General features: G+C 45.7%; 12 protein-coding genes. 9 read left to right on the top strand and 3 right to left on the bottom strand.

Annotated features, from left to right (window positions below):
• Positions 1-258: 258 nt before the first annotated feature.
• Both ABWV76_RS09660 and ABWV76_RS09665 read right to left on the bottom strand, forming a co-directional pair.
• A complete protein-coding gene (locus ABWV76_RS09660) occupies positions 259-1,254 on the bottom strand; it encodes a hypothetical protein (RefSeq protein WP_353375851.1) in 996 nt (331 codons plus the stop codon).
• Between the two features lie 31 nt (positions 1,255-1,285).
• On the bottom strand, positions 1,286-2,632 hold the full coding sequence (locus ABWV76_RS09665; protein WP_020413905.1) for a methyltransferase domain-containing protein: 1,347 nt from the start codon (positions 2,630-2,632) through the stop codon (positions 1,286-1,288).
• 406 nt (positions 2,633-3,038) lie between these two features.
• Between ABWV76_RS09665 and ABWV76_RS09670 the strand changes: the two genes are divergently transcribed.
• The 5 genes from ABWV76_RS09670 to ABWV76_RS09690 are packed head-to-tail and all read left to right on the top strand — an operon-like array spanning position 3,039 to position 11,762.
• On the top strand, positions 3,039-4,268 hold the full coding sequence (locus ABWV76_RS09670; protein WP_353375852.1) for an NAD-dependent epimerase/dehydratase family protein: 1,230 nt from the start codon (positions 3,039-3,041) through the stop codon (positions 4,266-4,268).
• 21 nt (positions 4,269-4,289) lie between these two features.
• Positions 4,290-5,267 (top strand): SDR family NAD(P)-dependent oxidoreductase, encoded by a 978-nt coding sequence (locus tag ABWV76_RS09675; protein WP_353375853.1) that lies wholly within the window; start codon positions 4,290-4,292, stop codon positions 5,265-5,267.
• Positions 5,257-8,406 carry a glycosyltransferase family 4 protein gene (locus ABWV76_RS09680; RefSeq protein ID WP_353375854.1) on the top strand — a complete coding sequence of 1,050 codons (3,150 nt, stop codon included), beginning with the start codon at positions 5,257-5,259 and terminating at the stop codon, positions 8,404-8,406. The genes ABWV76_RS09675 and ABWV76_RS09680 overlap by 11 nt, the downstream gene beginning before the upstream one ends.
• 12 nt (positions 8,407-8,418) lie before the next feature.
• Positions 8,419-10,527 carry a glycosyltransferase gene (locus tag ABWV76_RS09685; RefSeq protein ID WP_353375855.1) on the top strand — a complete coding sequence of 703 codons (2,109 nt, stop codon included), beginning with the start codon at positions 8,419-8,421 and terminating at the stop codon, positions 10,525-10,527.
• On the top strand, positions 10,524-11,762 hold the full coding sequence (locus ABWV76_RS09690; protein WP_211214935.1) for a glycosyltransferase family 2 protein: 1,239 nt from the start codon (positions 10,524-10,526) through the stop codon (positions 11,760-11,762). The genes ABWV76_RS09685 and ABWV76_RS09690 overlap by 4 nt, the downstream gene beginning before the upstream one ends.
• 74 nt (positions 11,763-11,836) lie before the next feature.
• Here ABWV76_RS09690 and ABWV76_RS09695 read toward each other — a convergent pair whose 3' ends face one another.
• Entirely contained in the window at positions 11,837-15,151 is a 3,315-nt protein-coding gene (locus ABWV76_RS09695; RefSeq protein ID WP_353375856.1) for an amidohydrolase family protein, read from the bottom strand.
• Positions 15,152-15,366: 215 nt separating this feature from the next.
• On the opposite strand from ABWV76_RS09695, the gene glmU reads away from it, so the two are divergent.
• The 4 genes from glmU to ABWV76_RS09715 all read left to right on the top strand — a co-directional run bounded on the left by glmU (position 15,367) and on the right by ABWV76_RS09715 (position 20,172).
• Positions 15,367-16,728 carry a bifunctional UDP-N-acetylglucosamine diphosphorylase/glucosamine-1-phosphate N-acetyltransferase GlmU gene (gene glmU, locus ABWV76_RS09700; RefSeq protein ID WP_353375857.1) on the top strand — a complete coding sequence of 454 codons (1,362 nt, stop codon included), beginning with the start codon at positions 15,367-15,369 and terminating at the stop codon, positions 16,726-16,728.
• 125 nt (positions 16,729-16,853) lie between these two features.
• Positions 16,854-17,945 carry a pyruvate dehydrogenase (acetyl-transferring) E1 component subunit alpha gene (pdhA, locus tag ABWV76_RS09705; RefSeq protein WP_020413913.1) on the top strand — a complete coding sequence of 364 codons (1,092 nt, stop codon included), beginning with the start codon at positions 16,854-16,856 and terminating at the stop codon, positions 17,943-17,945.
• On the top strand, positions 17,945-18,940 hold the full coding sequence (locus tag ABWV76_RS09710; RefSeq protein WP_282952060.1) for an alpha-ketoacid dehydrogenase subunit beta: 996 nt from the start codon (positions 17,945-17,947) through the stop codon (positions 18,938-18,940). The genes pdhA and ABWV76_RS09710 overlap by 1 nt, the downstream gene beginning before the upstream one ends.
• Positions 18,937-20,172, top strand: coding sequence for a dihydrolipoamide acetyltransferase family protein (locus ABWV76_RS09715; RefSeq protein ID WP_353375858.1), 1,236 nt, complete (start codon positions 18,937-18,939; stop codon positions 20,170-20,172). The genes ABWV76_RS09710 and ABWV76_RS09715 overlap by 4 nt, the downstream gene beginning before the upstream one ends.
• Positions 20,173-20,175 lie beyond the last annotated feature (3 nt).

The following is a 20,175-nucleotide window of genomic DNA, read 5'->3' on the forward strand; positions in this document are numbered from 1 at the left end:
TTCATCTTAATATTAGTTATTAAGAGTAGCCAGCATGTGGTACCTGCTGGCTATGATATCTTTATAGAATTGAATAAATCTAAGTGAGATTTAAATGTTAGTTTTTTGCATTTATGATATGTTCATATTTTTCAAGTGAAAATGAAAGGTTTTCTACCGAAATATAAGTTAATAGGTAATCCCAGGCTGCTCTGTGTTTAGAACAACCTAAATACGAAAAAAACTGTATAAGTATTATTCTAGCTAAATTAACTGTTTTTATAAAATTCCTGCCTTTATTTGCCGTGCTGTTCTATTGAAGCGAAAACGATCATTCCTATCTACAGAAGTATTTTCATCCATTATGTGTTCGTACTCTTTCTCAACATCCTTCAAATAATCAAGAGCATCGTCCTTCCGTCCTTTCATTGCTATCAAATAAGAACGAGATAAACTCATGCGTAGTTTATATGAGTCAGATAGATGTTCATTGGGGTGCATATCGTGTAATTTCAGACACTCATCTAGTGTTGCCTCTATAAATGGATCATATTCCGCGACTTCCTTCGGAATAGACTTCTTACATTTGTATATAGAACTAGAAAATACCTGTCCATACCATTCGAAATATTTATCAAGATATCCCATGGTAACTTTAATCCAGGGAAGTCGATCAAAGAAAAAATCTTGATTAATAAAGAAAGATTTATTTTCAATTAGCTTTGGCATGAACTGCTTTGACACATGTTTGTTAAGCTCCTTTGTTTTACATACATCAATAAAACAAATCTCAATAGGATCTTCTGACCAACTAAACTCATTGAAATCACCTATATTAAGATCAACTAAGGAGCTATATGGGGAGACGCTTTCCTCCAAGATGGGAACGAATGAATCACCAAACTGATAGGTAAGGGAACCACATTCCCACACCCGGTCTGTACCATTTGCAGGTTTAGGTAAAAAGCCAAGCTCATAACTGCTAATGGGCTTCCTATTTAAGATATTTGTATGCTTCTTAGAGTCAATCTCGGGATTATTGAGAAACCCTTGTGCTAATGAAACAACAGACGCTCCCATAAAGCTGCCAGCATCAATAATGAATCCATTTTTTTTATAATTTTTTGATGCTAAAGAATAGAGTAGTTTTCTTTCTGCTACAGAAACCATACCTGGTATGTCGAATACTGACTGCGGAACTTGTGCTTCGGAAAATGATATCTCAGGATGTACATAGCACCCTCTTGAAACTTCAGCATTTTCAATGGTGTACATTGTGTTACTCCAACAGATAAGTAGTAGTTGTCTATTTTGCGTAAGCTACACAGAAAACAACATTTGTTTTTAGCTCATCAAGTGTAATGTCAGGTATTGTTTCTCTAACCTTAGTTTCAATCTGTGGAGTTAACCGTTTTAGGACTGATTCTGGTGAGGGCTGTAGTTCCCAGGTTTCGATATTGAAATATTTACGTGTTAAAGCTCGTATTTCATCGATCCGAATTCGATTTAGGTGTGTATATAAGTAGTGATCTTGAGGCAGCTCTCGAACGATATTAATATGATTCCAATCGCAAAACTTGAGATGATCCGGATTGCTCTCATCAAGGAGTGATGGGTTGTGAGGTGGCATATGATGTCCACTCCAGCCATAAAAGTTATGGTGGAGAAAAACCACCTTACCGCCTTTGGCTAGTAAACTAGCAATATCCTCAAACACACCTTCAATTTCAAGAAGGTGCTCTGTTACATTGTGAAGGCATATCGTATCGAAAGTTTTGGAGCCCACCAGATCGCGAGTAGAGCATTGACGTAAGTCGATGTCAGGAATTAAATCAATAATGTCCTGCCCAGACATTGGTGCATTTACCCACTTCCTAATGCGTTTATTTCTTACTCTCCTGGAGTCAAGAGACATAGCTGGGTCTACACCGGTGTAACTATTGGCACCGGCACAAAGGTACCCCATCGCATAACCACCAAAACCACAACCAACATCTAGTACATTGCACCCTCGTACATATTTGTGTAATTTCCTTGGCCAGGTGCAGTAGCCAAGTTCAACGGCACTACTGATAAGATCTGAATCAAAATTTTTGAGGGCGTGGCGCACATTTGTACAGTTATGGAAAAAAGCAATCTTTGCTTGCAACTCGTGATTGTCCCAATCTTCCAGCGGTTCAATTTTTTTAAGCTGTTTAGCAGCTTTTGATCTGGAAAGTTTGGAGAAAGCAGGGTGAGATTTAGATGTATCAAGAGTTTCAATTGCTTCCCTAGCGCTGTTTTCAATACGAATAAGCTTTGTTTGTTCGAGTACCTTAAGGGCTCGCTTATGCTCGGGATTGCATTTTAGTGCAATCTTTATATCTTTTTCTGCCTGATCAATGTCACCCTTGGCAATATTTAGCATAGCGGATATTGTTCGCATACCGACATGGTGTGGATGTCTGGAAATAAATGTCAAAACATACTTATCACAATTTAAAATCGATCCTTTTTTCGATTCTGCATAGCATAAGAAATAGGTTGCCGGATGGAATGGATTCAGGTCGGCAATTGGTCGTAAAAGCTCTCTTGCCAAATCTATCTCACCAGACAAAGCTGCTTGCTTGCCTTGTTCGAAATTATCTAACTGATTGATTTCTAAAGTAGACATTTAATTTTCCAAGTAATAGTAACCAAGTAGTTTTGGCGTGGATATTAACTTGCATGCTGCAATTGGGTGCAGTTGCGCATGGTTTAAATCAAATATGGTGCAATTATATTTTATTAATAGAGAGCTATACCAAAATAATGCACTGAATATACTTATACTAATAAACATGAAATATTCATGTGTCAAAGAATAAATTTATTTTTTCTGGAAAAAGTAATCAAGCCTTGACCTAAAAAAGTTGGCGCGGATGCTAACTCGTATAACCGGTAATCCATAGTAGCGTGTGTTATAAATTGGATTTCGTAAGATGGCATGTTTCAAGTGTGCATCAGAAAATAATTATTTTTTCGCAATAAATGGATCGACTAGTAAATATAGCTAGTTACAATATCATGGAGGTGGGTCTTTGAAACTAATAATAGTTGGAGGCGATGGCTTTTGTGGGTGGCCAACCTCTTTACACCTTAGCAATCTTGGTCATGATGTTATTATTCTTGATAACTTTTCTAGAAGAAGAATTGATAAAGAGCTTAATGTTCAGTCTTTGACCCCTATATGTGAGCTGGAAGAGCGGACGGCTGCTTGGTTTGATTTGACCAGGAAAAATATCCGTTTTGTTGAAATGGATGTCTCGAAGGAATATCCACAGCTTCTAAATTTCATAAAAGAGGAAAAACCGGACAGTATTATTCACTTTGGTGAGCAGCGTGCCGCACCCTATTCAATGAAAAGTAGTGAAACCAAGAACTATACGGTATCGAACAACATTTGTGGAACGCATAATATTCTAAATGCAATCGTAGAATCGCAACTTGATATTCACCTTGTACATTTAGGTACAATGGGCGTTTATGGCTATGGTCATGAGGAGCCTATTCCTATACCTGAGGGCTATCTAGAAGTAAAAATTGATACGATGGATGGAAGAGAAATTTCTGATTCTATCGTATATCCGCCAAACCCGGGCTCCATCTATCATATGACCAAAACCATGGATGCCCAAATGTTCCAGTACTATGCGAAGAACGATAAGCTTCGAATTACTGACTTGCATCAGGGGATTGTATGGGGTACCCAAACCGAGCTATCGAGCCTGGATGAGAGACTTATAAATCGTTTCGATTACGATGGTGATTATGGCACTGTATTAAACAGATTCTTAATGCAAGCCACAGTAGGCTTTCCTCTCACTGTACATGGAACTGGAGGCCAGACACGGGCATTTATTCATATTTCTGATACCTGTAAGTGCGTGGAACAAGCGCTACTACACCCACCTTCCGAGGGGGATCGGCCAATGATATTGAATCAAATGGCAGAGACTCAGACGCTTTCTGATTTGGCAAAATTGGTTCAATCACTTACTAACTGTGAAATTAGTTATCTTCCAAATCCAAGACGAGAAGCGGAAAGAAATGATTTAAATGTACGCAATGACCTTTTACGTTCTTTCGGATGGAGGCCTACGCTTATAAAGGATAGTCTTCTGAATGAAATTACTGAGATAACAGAGCGTTATCGAAATCGAGCAGACTACTCCAAAATTCCCTGTATATCCTATTGGACGCGAAGTAATGAGCTTGCAGATGTTTCCTATCAAGAAAAAATTGGTGAAGTAGCTGAACCCATTTCTTAGTCTTTCCAGGTGGCTAAAGTTATGCCTAAGCGCATCCTTATTACTGGTGGTTGCGGTTTCATTGGCTCGAATTTGATCAAAATCCTGAGTGAGATGGGTTTATATGATGAAATTCTGGTCTTGGATAATGAGGTTACCGGGAGTATTACTTCATTATCCCGGTATCCCCATCATTTTATTAGGGGAGATATAAGAGACCAAAAAACCGTAGACGAAGCAGTAGCAGGTGTTGATGCCATCGTCCATTTAGCAGCTGACACGGGAGTTATCGATTCAATAAAAAATCCTGCCCATAATTTTGAGGTAAATGTTCAAGGAACCGTAAATATTCTGGAAGCTATGCGCAGAAAGGGTGTTAAGTGTCTTGTTAATGCCTCAACCGGCGGTGCTATTATCGGAGACGTTGTACCACCAGTACATGAGTTAATGCCCATAAACCCGTCGTCAGCATATGGTGCATCTAAGGCCGCGGCGGAGGCCTACTGCTCCGCATATACTCAAAGTTATGGGCTTACTATTACGTCTCTAAGATTTTCGAATGTCTATGGCCCACTTTCTTTACATAAAGGTAGCGTTATAGCGGCTTTTATGAAAAGAATTTTAAAAAGAGAGCCTTGCGAAATTTATGGTGATGGTAGTCAAACACGAGATTTTATCTTTGTCGGTGATTTATGTCAGGGCATTATAAAGGCATTAGAAGCAAGGCAAAGTGGAGTTTTTCAGCTCGGTAGTGGAAGGCCAACTTCTGTGAACGAAATTATCTCTTTGCTAAAACAGATTACTGGTGAAAATGATAATTTAAAATTAGTTTACCATGGATTCAGAGTTGGAGAAGTTCGTCACAATTTTACTGATATTTCCAAAGCAAAGCAGCATCTAGGATTTTTACCAGGCACAGAACTTGTAAGTGGTATCAAAGAAACCTGGAACTATTTTATCGATAATGAAAATACGGTAGTAGGTAGACTTAATCAGAGGGTTCTAGAGAATGCAGATTGATAAATTTGCAGTCGAAGAATTTCCTGATCTCAACGCCTATGCCGGCATTGAATCGGATAATAAACTTCGTGTCTGTATTGCAACAGAAGAAATTTTAGGGCCAGTAAGGAATGGGGGTATCGCTTCAACTTATTACCATTTAGCAAAGGGCTTGGCCGCTCATGGCCATGAAGTACATGTGCTCTATTTAAAAGGGGAAAAAGTTGAAAACGAAACGCCTGAACATTGGATAGAGCATTTTTCCAGCTTTGGGGTATCCCTTCACTACTTGGCTCACGCAGAAGAGACGATCATAGGTCCCTCACAAAATTGGCAGAGACGATATAGTGCGGCTTACCGGTGGTTGGCAGAACAAGATCGGTTTCATGTTGTTCATACCTCAGAGTGGCGTGGAGGATTGATCTATGCACTTATGGCGAAGAAATTGGGGCTGGCGTTTCAGGAAACTTTATTTATTGTTAAAACCTCTTCCCCGCATCTTTGGAATCGCCACTATCAGATGCAGCCTATCTCAAAGAGGGAGCTTCTACCGGCAAGTTTTGCCGAACAGAAATGTGTTGAGTTCGCTGATATGGTCATTGGCGGTAGTGCTCACTTACTTTGTTTTATGCGTTATGTTGGTTATAAACTTCCATATGCTTCCTATGTACAACCAAATATCTTAGATTTTTCCGAAGTACATGTAGATGATCTACGCTCTGATAGAAAGCCTGGTGACCTTGTTAAAACCCAGGAACTAACTTTCTTTGGTCGGCTAGAGATGCGAAAAGGTATTGAACTTTTCTGCAATGCACTTGACCTTCTAGAACGTGCTGGGAATCCACCAGCCAAGGTGAATTTTCTTGGTAAGTATGGTGAGGCACTCCCCAATCAGAAAAATGAGAAGGTTTCAGATTATATCGAACGAAAAGCTTTGTCATGGAGCTTTGAAGTTAATTGCATAACGGATTGTAATCAACCGGAGGCTCTGTCTTTTTTATGTTCTAGAGATATGATAGCTATTATGCCTTCGCTAATTGAAAATTCCACCATGGCTGTATATGAGGCTTTAGAAAATAATATTCCCTTTATAGCCACTCGTGTTGGTGGCACACCTGAACTTATAAATGTAGAAGACCATGATACTTGTCTTATCGCTCCATACGCCCATGAGCTCGCTGAGAGATTAAGTAAAGTTCTTGAAAATGGACATAGAGTGGCTCATAGCAGCTTTGACAATAAAAAAAATCTAGATGTGTGGTATGGATTTCATGCTTATCTTGCTGATTTGTTTGCTGAGTATCAAGGTAGTGATGCCATTTGCAAAGCTATAAATATTAAACCCGAGGAACCAGAGGTCATTAATGAGGCCGTAACACCACGTTTAGAAGTATTGGTCTTGTTGCGTGAAGCGAGTAATACGATAGAATTTGCGGAATCCTTGATAAGTGATAAACCTGACTCTGTCAAATTTATAATAATTGACCCGGCCTTGGAGGAAATTGCAATACAGGCCTGTGATTTACTCCAAGAATCGGGCATAGACTCAAAAGTTATTGATTTTATCGGCTTTCCTGCGGGCATTGCGTTTGATTGCAGCTTAAAGGAGAGCAACTCCGATGCTTGTATATTATGTGATGGTACAGCGTCAAGATTTGTTTTAGGATTTTGTACAGCATTACGCAAGACTCTCTTGCTAGGACAGAATTATCTTATTACAAGTTTCCTTTCTCTCCCTGACAACAAAATTGTAATGCCAATTGGAAGTGATATTGTTTCAGAAATATCATTTGGAAACTCTATCGGAACGAATGTTGTCTGCATTCCTAAAGCTGTATCTGTCAAGGTTGGAGATTTACTACCATATGATATTCGTTATGGTTTGCTGCAAGAGTATATTTTAAGGGCAAGTAAGGATTACGGACTGGAGTTAATGGTAATTCCTGAATGCTATTTAGAGAGTGAATGTTACTTAGAGGAGCTTGAAGATTCTCAGCATAATGCCAATTCAATATATCTTCGCTCAATGCCTTTGATAGAAAACGAAAACATAGCTTACCGGAAGCTTGCTCTTCTTCCTGGATCACAAGTAGTTGGATCGAGACTGAAACCAGCACTTTATCGAGATAAACAACGACATGAGGAAGAAGCTGTATGGCTTGTGCACGCCGATAGACCTAGAAAGATGAAAAATCGGAATCCAAGAGTTGTCGTTGGCTTAGATGAAAGGAATTCTCATCTGCTTTGTGTTGCAAATGGTATAGGAAAAAGACAGCTTATAGTAAATGGAGAGAGCCAGTCGATTTCTTTTGAAAAAAAAGAAGATGATCTGACTTTACATAGGTTTCTTATACCTGATAGCTGGGAGGAAGGGGAACGTTTTAATATTAAATTCATTTTAGAAGAAAATGAAATGAGTTATACCCGATTTATTCGGGTTATTAAGTTATCAAAAAATGTTTTTGCAGCAATTTCTGGGAGCCCTATTTTAAATGAACTGGCTGTTGAAGAACTATTTAATCAAAAGTTAAGCTGGAGCCTTTTCTCTAAAAATGAACAATCTAATTTTGATGAGTTAAATTCTGGTGAAATGCACCAATATAGTTCAGAAAATGGTGAATTTAATCACTTGGAAGGAACTGAAGTCAGTGAAGTGAATAGTGATAAGCACTCTATAGAAGTATCTGATTCTGAACATGATTTTGCCAAAATTATTTATGATCAAAATAAAGCGGAAGAGCATGGGGTTAAATCAAGGTTCAGCTTCCAGATGTTAATGCAAAAGTCTGGTACAACTCTACAACGTTTAATGAAGGGGTATACAGGCTCTCCAATCAAGGGATCAATCCCACCCCGTGAACTTTTTGCAATTGATCCTCGTTCTATAGAGGGTTGGGCTTGGGACAGAAGCAACATAACACGTAATCTAGTTGTTGTTTTGGAACTTAATGGAACTGTGATCGCAGAGGCTACTGCTAACCGTTATATTGAGCGATTTGGTACGAGGAATCCAAAGCTGGCTTGGTATGGTTTTAGGTTTGCATTAACCCCTGATATTAAGCAAGAAAACTCTGAAATTACGATACGTGTAAAGGAAAATGGGTTAATTTTGAGAAATGGGCGTCTACGTTACCTCAAGCAAATGTTAGTAGCGATGTAAGGCCGCCATATAATGAAAGAACTTCATCAGGATATCAAATTTGACGATACCCTGAGGTTAAGGCGTATCTGCATAATAACAGAAGATATTTTTGGCCCAATAAAAAATGGAGGCATAGGAACCGCTTATTATCATCTGGCCGTTTTCTTACAGCGTTCTGGGCATAAAGTTACTATTTGCTTTGTAAATGGCTTAGCAAAAAACCCTATAAAGATGCAAAGAACCAAGAGTTTTTTTGAAAAATATAATATTGATTTTTTTAGTATCGCCCCGCAAATTCTTGCAAAAACTGCAATGGCTCGAACTATGGCAATGCCATATGCAGCTTATGAATGGCTTAAGCAACACGAAAATTGTTTTGATGTTGTCCATGTTTCAGAGTGGCGAGGCATGGCATATATCGCTCTACTGGCTAAGAAACTTGGTATTGCATTTCAGAATATGCATTTTGCTGTAAAGGGATCCTCTCCTACGCTATGGTCTGCTGAGGGAAATCAACAGTTCCTTAAGGAGGAACGGCAGCTCGGTTGGGTTTTTATGGAGCGTAAAAGTGCTGAAATGGCGGATACGCTTATTTGTGGCAGCAACCACCTTTTTCAATGGATGGTAAGAAATAAATATAATCTTCCTGAGCGAAGCTTTTATTGGCCGAATGTCTTTATCGATGACCTGATGCCAGATAGCAAAAAAAATACCAGTAAAATTATATCGGTTACTCGAGAGTGGGTGTTCTTTGGGCGTTTAGAACCTCGGAAGGGAATTATATTATTTGTAAATGCTCTTAATACTCTTTCTGTAAAGGGAATAAAGCTGCCAAAAATAACTTTTTTAGGCGGACTTTCTCATCGCTTTGATGCTCGCAAATTTATTGAGGAAAATCAAGGTAACTGGAAAACTAAAATAGAATATAGAAGTAATTTTAACTCGCTGGAAGCTGTAGAATATCTGAGTGGAGATGGACGCCTAGCTATTATCCCTGCTTTGTTGGAGAACTCGCCCATTGCAGTATACGAATGTCTTGCTGCTCGTATACCATTTATTGCGGCGGACACCGGTGGCACATCCGAGTTACTAGATAAAAAGAGTGTTGAAAAAATACTTTTTAAACCCAACCATATTTCCCTTGCAAATAAACTGGCAGTTCATATAAAGGAGCTTCCTTGTCCAGGTATAAAGCATGAAAGGTTGAGTAAATCTATTAAAGTCTGGGAACAGTGGCATGGCCAAGAGCATCTAGTTTCAATTAAAAAGACTAAATCTACCACTGTTTTACCTCTTATTTCAATATGCGTAACTCACTACGAGAGACCAGATCTTCTTGATCAGGCCTTAAATAGTATAGATAGACAAAGTTATAAAAATGTTGAAGTAATTATTGTCGATGACGGTAGTGTTTCTGATAATACATTGAAAGCTCTCAAGATTTTTGAAGACCGCTATAAAGATAGGGGTTGGCAATTTATTTATCAGGAAAACAGATATGTAGGTGCTGCGCGGAATACTGCAGCAAGGAATGCCAATGGTGACTATCTTCTGTTTTTTGATGATGATAATGTCATGATGCAAGATATGGTAGACAAGTTAGTCCGTGCGGCAATCTTTTCAGGTATTGATTGCTTAACTTGTAGTTCTATTAGATTTAGTGGTGCAGGAGAACCAAATACAGCTGAGAGTAAACTCGGAACCCAAATTCGTTTTATGGGGCCAGCTAAAGCTTGGGCGACTAAGGTGAATATTGTTGGGGATGCAACTTGCTTAATAAAAACTTCCCTTTTCAAAAAATATGGAGGTTATACAGAGAGATATAGAACCGGGAAAGATGATATTGAGTTTTATAGCAAGCTAATTTTTGAAAAGGTAAAGATATCTTACTACCCAGACCCATTATATTACTATCGAACCAGTAAAAATTCTATGAAAGAGAGGAACCATTTCCAAGAGGAGGGGGAATTCCGTCAAATTAGCCCTTATTTAAAAGGATTGGATTCTGAGGACAAAAGTCTTCTATTGTTTAGAAAACAGCAGAAAGAAAACAATAAAGCTAAAGCTGCGAAGTATAAGCCGGGTATTATACAGAAAACGATGCGAAGATTGCGTAAATTCGTCAGGGTGAAAGTTTGAAGTCCATTAAGCTTATAGAAGCAGCAAAAGACACTACTTTCCCACTCATTTGTGTTTTCCGAGACGAGCTAGATATCTTACCCGTATTTCTTCATCATTATCGTTCTTTAGGCGTTACATGTTTTCACTTGGTAGATACTGGTAGCACTGATAATTCCATTGATTATTTATTGAAACAGAAAGATGTTCAACTTTATACGGTTGATGGAGGTTACCCTCAGGCTAATGCAGGGGTTGATTGGGTTAATAAAATCGCCAAGGAATATTGTTTGGGAAAGTGGACCCTTGTAGTTGATGCCGATGAGTTTCTTCAGTTACCTGCAAAAAGCAATCAAGTTTCATTGGATCAGACCACCCGCTGTATGCAAAAGGAGTTGGCTTTTGCCCTATATACACCACTGATCGATTTTTTTAGTGATAATTTACAGGGAGATCCTACTAATGCAGAAACTCTTGCTGAGTTGATGGCTATAGCTCCTAATTGTGTTCCATATAAAAGTTATATAAAGAAGCGTATACAGGCTTTCCCTTTCTTTGAGATTCGCTCTAGAGCCAGAGCACAGATATCAGGCATTTCCAACTATTTTGTAAAATCCTATAAAATACCCCTTGTGTATTGGCGACCAGATTTTCAATATATACGTTCAACACATGCGTGTACTCCGATACCCTTAAGTGATAACTGTGCATATCTTTTCCATTTTAAGTTTCGAGCTGGCTTCAAGAAAAGGCTGGAAAGAGAGTTGAAAAATCCGGATCGGATGAATGCAGATGTGTATTATATTTCAAAATCTATAATAAAAAATCAGGAATCTATTCCTAAGTACACATTGGATTTACGTACGATGAACGGGTTCCAGGGAAGTGACTGGCTGTCACCGCCGGATTTTAATAATGATTGGCAGATTGAGAATCAGTCCAAAGCTCATTACTTCGAATTAATGACAAACCAAAAGATTCCATCTGAAAGCTATCTCGCTGATAACCTGACCCGCTTGACAAAATCATTTAGTTGGCGAATTAGTAAACCTGTAAGAGGGTTTTTGTTTAATCGTGGGGTGTTACGACATGACCACTATCCCGAACGGCTTGAGCGGGATCACCCTTTGGCAGATCAGACCATTGCCATCTACGAGTCATTCTGGTGGTTAGTCACGGGAATCTTTCGGCTTCCTGTAGCAATGTACCGTGCCATTCTCTGGCACAAGTTGGGAGGGCGCAGGCGATCTAAATAATATAATTTCAAGCCAAATAAAAAGGCCGGGGATGTTTCCCGGCCTTTTGTTAACACCTCAGTATATGGTTGAGATCAGTGCACCCAGTGGTGGCGCTCCATTTTTTCTTCTACCGCTTTCGCAGTAGGAGCAGGCATCGCACTGATAGGCAGGCGTTCGTGGAAGAATGCCAAGCGTTCGCCAGCACCGACTTCGTTCATGGTTTCCGCTTCGAACACACGGCCATTAATTACCGTATAGGTAATGTTTTCGGACAGGCGTAGATTGTCCAATGGATTGCCATCAATCACGATCAGGTCAGCTAGCTTTCCTGCTTCGATACTACCGATATCGCTATCCATACCCAGGTAGCGAGCGCCGTCGATGGTACCGGCGCGGAAGGCTTCCCAGGGGGTAAAACCGCCCTGCTCCATCATCCACATCTCCCAGTGCGCCCCTAGTCCTTCGCGCTGGCCGTGGGCGCCGATATGTACGGTGACACCTTCATCGCGCAGCTGCTTGGCCTGGCGGGCCACATTAAAGTGGTTGTAGTGGGCATCTGGCGCAGTGGGGCGACGGATAGAACGAGGGTTAACGATAAAGTCGGGGGTAAAGCGGGTCAGGCGCTCGTTTTTCCATACTTCGGTACGGTCATACCAATACTCCTCACCCCAGAGACCGCCGTAGGCCACGACGAAAGTCGGCGTATAACCCACCTGGGTTTGGCTCCACAGTTGTTCCACATCGCCGTAAACATTGGCGATTGGCAGTGAGTGCTCGATACCGGTATGCCCATCCACAATCATATTCATATTGTGTTGGTACTTACCGCCGCCCTCGGGCACCACCATAATGCCGGCTTCGCGAGCTGCCTGCAGCACCTGCTGGCGCTGGTCGCGGCGGGGCTGATTGTAGCTCTTCACCGAGATGGCGCCCATTTCTTTTAGGCGGTTCACATGGAACTGGGCATCTTCCAGAGAGTTGATTTTGGCTTTGTAGCCCGGGCCTTTGGCGCCGTAGAGGATGGTGCCGGTAGAGAAAATACGCGGCCCGGTAATCAGGCCGGCCTTTTGCATTTCTGCGGCGGAGAAGATCTCGCTGCTGTCATTGGAGGGGTCGTGAATGGTGGTCACGCCAAATGCCAGGCTGGAGAACAGATTCCAGTTCTGCTGCGGGATAATTTCTTCGCGCCCTTGGGCACCGTGGGCATGGGCGTCAATCAGTCCAGGCAATACGGTTTTGCCGGTAATATCAATGCGCTTCGCTTCAGCGGGGATTTCCACTTCTGCTGCCGGACCCACTGCGACAATGCGGTTGCCCCGGAACAGAACCACGCCATCCTCGATAATTTCACGGGTGTTCTCCGCATCGCGCATAGTGACGACTTTGCCGCCGGTCAGGGCAACGAGACCTGCGCGATTGTCGAAGGGTTGCTCAAAGCTCAGGTCAATACCTTCGGAGACCGGTTCTGGCAGCGCCTCAGGGGCACCGGCGACAAACTCGAAGGCATCCTTAAGTTCGCGTTCGAACAACTTAGGTCCGTGAGCCCAGCCCAAGGTTTCGCTATCGGCGGACCAGTGCAGGTTTTCACCGGCGCGCTTGGATACCTGGGTGACTTTAACCGCTTTGCTGTCGGGGCCGATCACCTCGGACTTGCCGGTGTGCATAAAGGGAGCAACGAAGGCTCTGAAGTCCTGGGTGAAGGCGACCCACTTGCCGTCCGGGGACAGTCGGAAGGAGGTGATCTCCGCCCCGTGGAGGTGCTCGCGCTCATCTTTGCCTTCCAAGTTGGTGCTCTTCAACACACGCTTACCACCGTTGGCGCCAACGTATTCAGAGAAGTAAATACGGTCATCGGTGGCGCCGAAATGCGGCTCATAGCCAGACTTCACGACCCGTCGCTGCCAGTCACCATCGGCGTCTGCAAGATAGATACCCGGCTCTAATGAGTATTCGGGGCTCAGCAGGTAGCCGCCGGTAAAGCGACGATAAGCCACCGTATCACCGCTGGGGGAGAAAGTTGGCTCTACGTATAGACCGCGTTGTTCGGTGATGTTTTTGCCGCGACCGTTACGAGCGGAAACCACGCGTACATGGCCAAGTTTTTGGTCATCCCAGGTGACATAGGTAATCTCGCGGCCGTCGCGGGACCAGCTGGGGTAGAACTCAAAGTGGTCATTTTGGCGAGTCAGGCGGCGGTGCTCACCGCTGTCGATATCCTGGATATAAATCTTGCCCAAGGCCTGGAAAGCGACCTGCTTGCCGTTGGGAGACTTTTGCGCCCAGCGAATCATCTTCACATCGAAGGTTTCAGGGGCCACTTCGACAGGGAAGCGTACCGCGTCGGCGACCTGCTTCTCTACCTTCACATGGGCTTCAATTGGCGCGACGCTGTCACCGTTTATTGAAATGCGCAGGAATTTACCGCCGGTCCATACGATCAGCGATTCGCCATCGGGCATCCAATCGTACTGCACATAGTTGCCGTGCGGGCCGAAGATTTCCTGCAGGTCGCGCTCAAGACCGGAATAAACCGGGGTTTCGAGGCCGGTGTTAAGGTCTTTCAGAAATAGGGAAGTCTGGTTGTCCTGGCGTCGGATAAAGGCCAGCTTGCTGCCGTCTGGAGAGGGTACAGGAGCTACTGCACCGCCGGGGCCGGAGATAAAGGTTTCCTCTTCACCGTCCTGCAGGTCGTAGCGCTTGATCGCAAAAATTTCCTTGGTGGAGTTCTTATTGTATTCCCATACGGTACCCGGTGTGGTGTCGATGGAGTAATAGACGTAGCGTCCATCTGGGGAGAAAGCCGGGTCGGCAATGTTTTTCTGGGCGATATCGCCACCAATGCGCTCTTTCAGTTGGCGGCCTTCACCTCCACCATAGTGGTACATCCAGATCTCACCGGCGGGGATACTGCGCCCGGACATAAATCCTTTGCGTGCCACCAGGTACTGGCCATCTGGACTCCAATTCGGCGAGTGCAGCAGGTTTTCCTTTTCAGTTGTGAGCTGACGTAGGTTTTCTCCATTGCGATCCATGAGCCAGATATTGTCGGCGCCGTCTCGGTCGCTGATAAACACAATAGTCTTGCCATCTGGGCTGAAGCGAGGCTGCATATTCCAGGCGATTTCATTGGTCAAGGCTACAGCTTCACCACCGGCGACGGGCACAGTGTAGATATCGCCGAGCATATCGAAGAGGATGGTTTTGCCATCCGGGCTGATATCCAGGTTGCTCCAGGTAGTCTCGCGGGTATCCAGCTGGATTGGCTTAAATTCATAAGCCGGCTTGTTGATATCCCAGGATTGCTCTTCCTTTGGGCTTTCTGCTGTCGCCGCTAGTGGCAAAGCCAGTGCCAAGGCCGTCAGTGCCAATAGATGGCGCTTCGGTTTTATCTGCTTGATTGTATTCATGGACAATTTCCCCCCACCGCTTTGCAAGGCGATGGCTTTAACTGTTCTGTTGTAGTGGGCAAGTTATTGATTTTGCGGTTGGTAAATTACCGGGATCACTGCCCGGCGGCAAACGCAATGCGCCGAGCGCCAGGCTGCCGGGTTGGGTTGAGTTAGCCTGGAGGACTGGAGACAATAGCCTTAATTTAGCGAAATTAGTGAGATTTCAAATCAAAATGACTATCGACGTTGTGATTTTGGCTGCGGGTAAAGGCTCCCGTATGCATTCAGATTTGCCCAAAGTGCTACATCCGATTGGCGGAATCCCCATGTTGGGACGTGTGATCGAGGCTGCCAGGCAGTTGGGAGAAGTGGAAATCACAGTGGTGATCGGACATGGTGCTGAGATGGTGCGGGAGCATTTCGCCGATAGTGGCGTTCATTTCGTGGAGCAGGCAGAGCAATTGGGTACTGGCCACGCCGTTGCCCAGGCAATCCCAAATTTTCGTGAGGGCGCCACAGTGTTAGTGCTATACGGCGATGTACCGCTGGTAAAATCAGGGACTCTGCAGTCGCTGTTATCGGCGGCGGACAAGGGCCCGGCATTACTTTCTGTGGAGATGGCCAATCCCGCCGGTTATGGGCGTATTGTGCGTGATGAGGCTGGCAGGGTACTCGCCATCGTGGAGGAGAAGGATGCCGATGCGGATACACTCGCTATCCGCGAGGTAAATACCGGTATTCTTGCTGCACCGGCAGAGTTGTTATCCCGTTGGCTTCCGGAGCTTTCCTGTGACAATGCGCAGGGAGAGTATTACCTGACTGATGTGATTGCTCGTTCAGTAAGTGAGGAGATGGCAGTAACCGGCGTGCGCGCCAGCGATGTCCTGGAAGTTTCCGGAGTGAACAGTCGCTCGCAACAGGCACAAATGGAGCGGGCTTTACAGCACAGTCGAGCTTTGGCCCTTATGAATGCTGGCACTACCCTGCTCGATCCAGCGCGTATTGATATCCGCGGTAGTCTCGAGTGCGATACCGATGTTTCTATCGATATTAACTGTATCTTTGAGGGGCGAGTCACTCTGGGGAAAGGTGTACAAATTGGTCCCAACTGCTTGCTGAAGAATTGTCATCTTGCAGAGGGTACCCGGGTAGAGGCCAACTCCATTATTGAGGATGCCGAAGTGGGGGAAGCCTGTACCGTAGGCCCCTTTGCTCGTTTGCGTCCAGGCACAGAACTGGCAGCCGGTGCCAAAGTGGGCAACTTTGTTGAAACCAAAAAGGCGAAAGTTGGTGTTGGCAGTAAGATAAATCACCTTTCCTATGTCGGGGATGCGGTTATAGGTGAGGCTGTGAATATCGGTGCTGGCACCATCACATGTAATTACGATGGTGTGAACAAATCGCTGACAGAAATTGGTGATGGGGCATTTATTGGCTCCAATACTGCACTGGTAGCCCCAGTAAAAGTAGGCAGCGGCGCAACTGTGGGTGCCGGTTCAACGATTACCCGTGAGGTGGGCAGCGAAGAACTGGCGGTGGCTCGGGGCAAGCAGCGTAATATCAATGGTTGGCAGCGTCCGACCAAAAAGAGCTAGCCAACCCCCATCTTTCAGGAATTCTCCGGTGGGATATTGAATTCCGGCGGAGGATCCCTTCTCGCGCACTCTGTGCTGATACCCATCCATTAAACTTGCGCATCGGGAACACAAGGAATGGCCCGATGCACAAGCCAAGAATGCAACTGCTCGCCAGCTTTGATATTGCCTCGTTAGAGTATTTGGATGAACGTGGACATACGACCCAGGCGCTACCAGATTTTGCTACCCCCGATACCCTGGTAGCTTTTTATCGCCAGATGGCCCTTGCCCGATTAGTGGACGATCGCGCGGTAAAAATGCAGCGCACAGGCCAGCTCGGTACCTACCCGTCCAGCCTTGGGCAGGAAGCTATTGGCGTAGGTGTCGGTGCAGCCATGGCAAAAGAGGATGTCTACTGCCCAAATTACCGCGAAACCGGCGCCCTGCTGGAGCGGGGTGTCACTATTCAGGAAATCTACGCTATTTGGGGTGGGGATGAGCGCGGTCAAAACTTCCGCCACGCCCGTGAGGATCTGCCTCTAAGCGTTCCCATCGCCACACAAATGCTGCATGGGGCTGGGGTCGCTTTCGCCCTCAAATACAAACATGAACAGCTTGGTGAGCCTATGCGGGTTGCTGTTACTACTGGTGGGGACGGATCAACATCGCGTGGGGATTTCTACGAGGCTATCAATCTTGCGGGAGACTGGCAGCTGCCTCTGGTGGTGGTGATCAATAATAACCAGTGGGCTATCTCCCTACCCCGCTCCGAGCAGACTGCTTGTAAAACCCTTGCGCAAAAAGCGATCGCTGCAGGCATACCCAGTTTACAGGTCGATGGAAATGATGTGATTGCGGTGCGAGAGGCTGTCGGGGATGCCGTGGAACGAGCACGCAGGGGTGCGGGTCCGTCTATGGTTGAGGCGGTCAGTTATCGTTTATGCGATCACACCACCGCTGATGATGCCAGTCGTTACCAGCCAGAACAGGCTCTGAAGGAAGCCTGGTCACGGGAGCCATTGCGTCGTTTACGCAGCTATATGCAGGCTCATGGGTTCTGGGGGGATTCCCAGGAAGAAGAAATGCAAAGGGAGCTGAACCAGGCGCTGGAAAAGGCGGTGCAGGAATACCGGGACACTCCCAGGGATGCAGCTACCGCGATCTTTGATCACCTCTATGAAACTCTGCCCGAGGCCTTTCTGGAGCAGTATCAACAACTGCGGGGAGAAAACTGATGGGCGAGATCACGCTTGTAGAAGCCATCACACAGGCTCTGGCCTTTGAATTGCAGGCGGATCAGAGGGTGGTGGTGTTCGGCGAGGATGTGGGGGTAAACGGTGGAGTGTTTCGAGCTACTGAAGGGCTGCAGGATAGGTTTGGAAGTGCCAGGGTTTTGGATACGCCTTTGGCTGAAACCATGATTGCAGGGATTGCCATTGGTATGGCTGCCCAAGGATTGCGCCCCGTGGCGGAGTTCCAATTCATGGGATTTATCTATCCCGCACTGGACCATATCCTCAGCCACGCTGGTCGATACCGAAACCGCACTCGCGGACGCTTGTCTTGCCCCATTGTATATAGGGCACCTTACGGTGGCGGTATCCATGCTCCAGAACATCACTCGGAAAGCACCGAGGCCCTTTTTGCCCATATTCCCGGATTGCGCTTAGTCGTGCCCTCCTCTCCGGCGCGGGCTTATGGGTTGTTACTGGCGGCCATTCGCAATCCAGACCCGGTTGTATTCCTTGAACCGAAGCGCATTTACCGTGCGGCGCGCCAGGAAGTACCGGATAGCGGTGAGGCTCTGCCACTGGATCGAGCATTTGTTTTACGGGAGGGTACTGATGTCACTCTGATCTCATGGGGGGCCTCCCTCAAGGAAACTTTACAGGCTGCTGAGCAACTCGCTGAAGAAGGTATTGAAGCTGAGGTGATTGATCCCGCCACCTTAAAGCCACTGGATATCCACACCGTAATTGACTCCCTGGAGAAAACACACCGATGTGTGGTTATACATGAAGCTGCAAGATTTTGTGGCCTGGGGGCTGAAGTGGTGGCGCAGATTAACGAATATGCCTTCGACCTGCTACATGCTCCAGTTCAGCGTGTCACTGGTTACGATACCGTAATGCCGTACTTCCAACTGGAGGATGAATATCTGCCGGGAGCCTCAAGAATTTTGGCTGCGGTGCGCAAAGCACTCGATTATGCCAACGGAGGTGCGGTATGAAAGTTTTCACCCTGCCGGATCTTGGTGAAGGGTTGCCCGATGCGGTTGTGCGAGAGTGGCATGTTAGTGAAGGAGATACGATTGCCGCCCATGAAAGCCTGGTGACGGTTGAGACTGCCAAGGCGCTAGTGGAGGTGCCAGCTCCCTGGGGCGGCAGAATTGAGAAGCTGTTTGCAGCCGAGGATGAAACCGTCAATGTAGGCGAACCCCTGGTTGGGTTTGTCACCGCTGGTGAGGATATCGGGGGTGAGGAGATATCGCCCGGGAGCTCTGAAGAAGCCCCTGGTGTGATTAAAGAGCCTGCTCAAGCTGCAGAAGAACCTAGCTCCCACCTTGATGGTGGCACAGTTGTCGGCAAGTTGGAGCAGGGGCGAGATGTCCTGAGCGCGGAGCAGTGGTTTTCAGAGGGCCCCAGGCGGCTGGCTACACCCTCGGTGCGTGCCTTGGCTCGGCGTTTGGGGGTGGACTTGCAGCGACTCTCAGAAAACGGTGCCCTGGTGACTGAATCCCAGGTGCTTGCAGCGGTAGGCTCCAGGGAGAAGATTGCCAGAAAAGTTAGCCCATCCTCGCCGCCTTCCTCTCCCAGCAAAAGTACTGCAACCGGGGGCCAGCCCGAGACGATTATGTCGCCGGCACGGCGGGCTATGGGGCTTTCCATGAGCCGGGCGCGAGACCAGGTAATGCAAATTACCTTGTGTGATGATGCAGATATCTCCAGCTGGTGGGGCAGCGCGCCGGCCCTGTTGCGATTGGTACGTGCTGTGCAAGCTGCTTGTACAGTTGAACCGACCCTCAATGCTCTCTACCAGGAAGGTCAGCTGGCTCTCCAGAAGGGAGTGAATATCGGATTGGCAGTGGATTCCCCGAGGGGCCTATTTGTTCCAGTACTTAGGGATGTGGGGGGGCGCTCGGATGAAGAGCTATTGCAGCAGGTTGCAGATTTTAAGCACCAAGCCAGGGAAACCGGTATTGCACAAAGCGATCTACAGGGAGCGACGATACTTTTATCCAATTTCGGCACTATTGCTGGCCGCTACGCCACTCCGGTTGTATTGCCCCCAACGGTAGCGATTGTCGGTGCTGGGCGGGTTTGCCAGGGAGTCGTCATTATTGATCGCTGGCCAGCTATGCGCCCTCTGCTGCCTCTCTCAATCAGCGCTGATCACAGAGCTGTAACAGGTGGAGAATTAGCGCGTTTTCTTCAGGCTATGTTACAGGCTCTTTCCCGCTAAATA

Source organism: Microbulbifer sp. NBRC 101763 (assembly GCF_040371615.1).
In the GTDB taxonomy this organism is placed as follows: Bacteria; Pseudomonadota; Gammaproteobacteria; order Pseudomonadales; family Cellvibrionaceae; genus Microbulbifer; species Microbulbifer variabilis.

Bases quoted from the DNA above. Each gene is read 5' to 3' on its own strand.
- ABWV76_RS09660 (WP_353375851.1), bottom strand. From the start codon at position 1,254: ATGTACACCATTGAAAATGCTGAAGTTTCAAGAGGGTGCTATGTACAT.
- ABWV76_RS09665 (WP_020413905.1), bottom strand. From the start codon at position 2,632: ATGTCTACTTTAGAAATCAATCAGTTAGATAATTTCGAACAAGGCAAG.
- ABWV76_RS09675 (WP_353375853.1), top strand. From the start codon at position 4,290: ATGCCTAAGCGCATCCTTATTACTGGTGGTTGCGGTTTCATTGGCTCG.
- ABWV76_RS09680 (WP_353375854.1), top strand. From the start codon at position 5,257: ATGCAGATTGATAAATTTGCAGTCGAAGAATTTCCTGATCTCAACGCC.
- ABWV76_RS09685 (WP_353375855.1), top strand. From the start codon at position 8,419: ATGAAAGAACTTCATCAGGATATCAAATTTGACGATACCCTGAGGTTA.
- ABWV76_RS09695 (WP_353375856.1), bottom strand. From the start codon at position 15,151: ATGAATACAATCAAGCAGATAAAACCGAAGCGCCATCTATTGGCACTG.
- glmU (WP_353375857.1), top strand. From the start codon at position 15,367: ATGACTATCGACGTTGTGATTTTGGCTGCGGGTAAAGGCTCCCGTATG.
- pdhA (WP_020413913.1), top strand. From the start codon at position 16,854: ATGCACAAGCCAAGAATGCAACTGCTCGCCAGCTTTGATATTGCCTCG.
- ABWV76_RS09710 (WP_282952060.1), top strand. From the start codon at position 17,945: ATGGGCGAGATCACGCTTGTAGAAGCCATCACACAGGCTCTGGCCTTT.
- ABWV76_RS09715 (WP_353375858.1), top strand. From the start codon at position 18,937: ATGAAAGTTTTCACCCTGCCGGATCTTGGTGAAGGGTTGCCCGATGCG.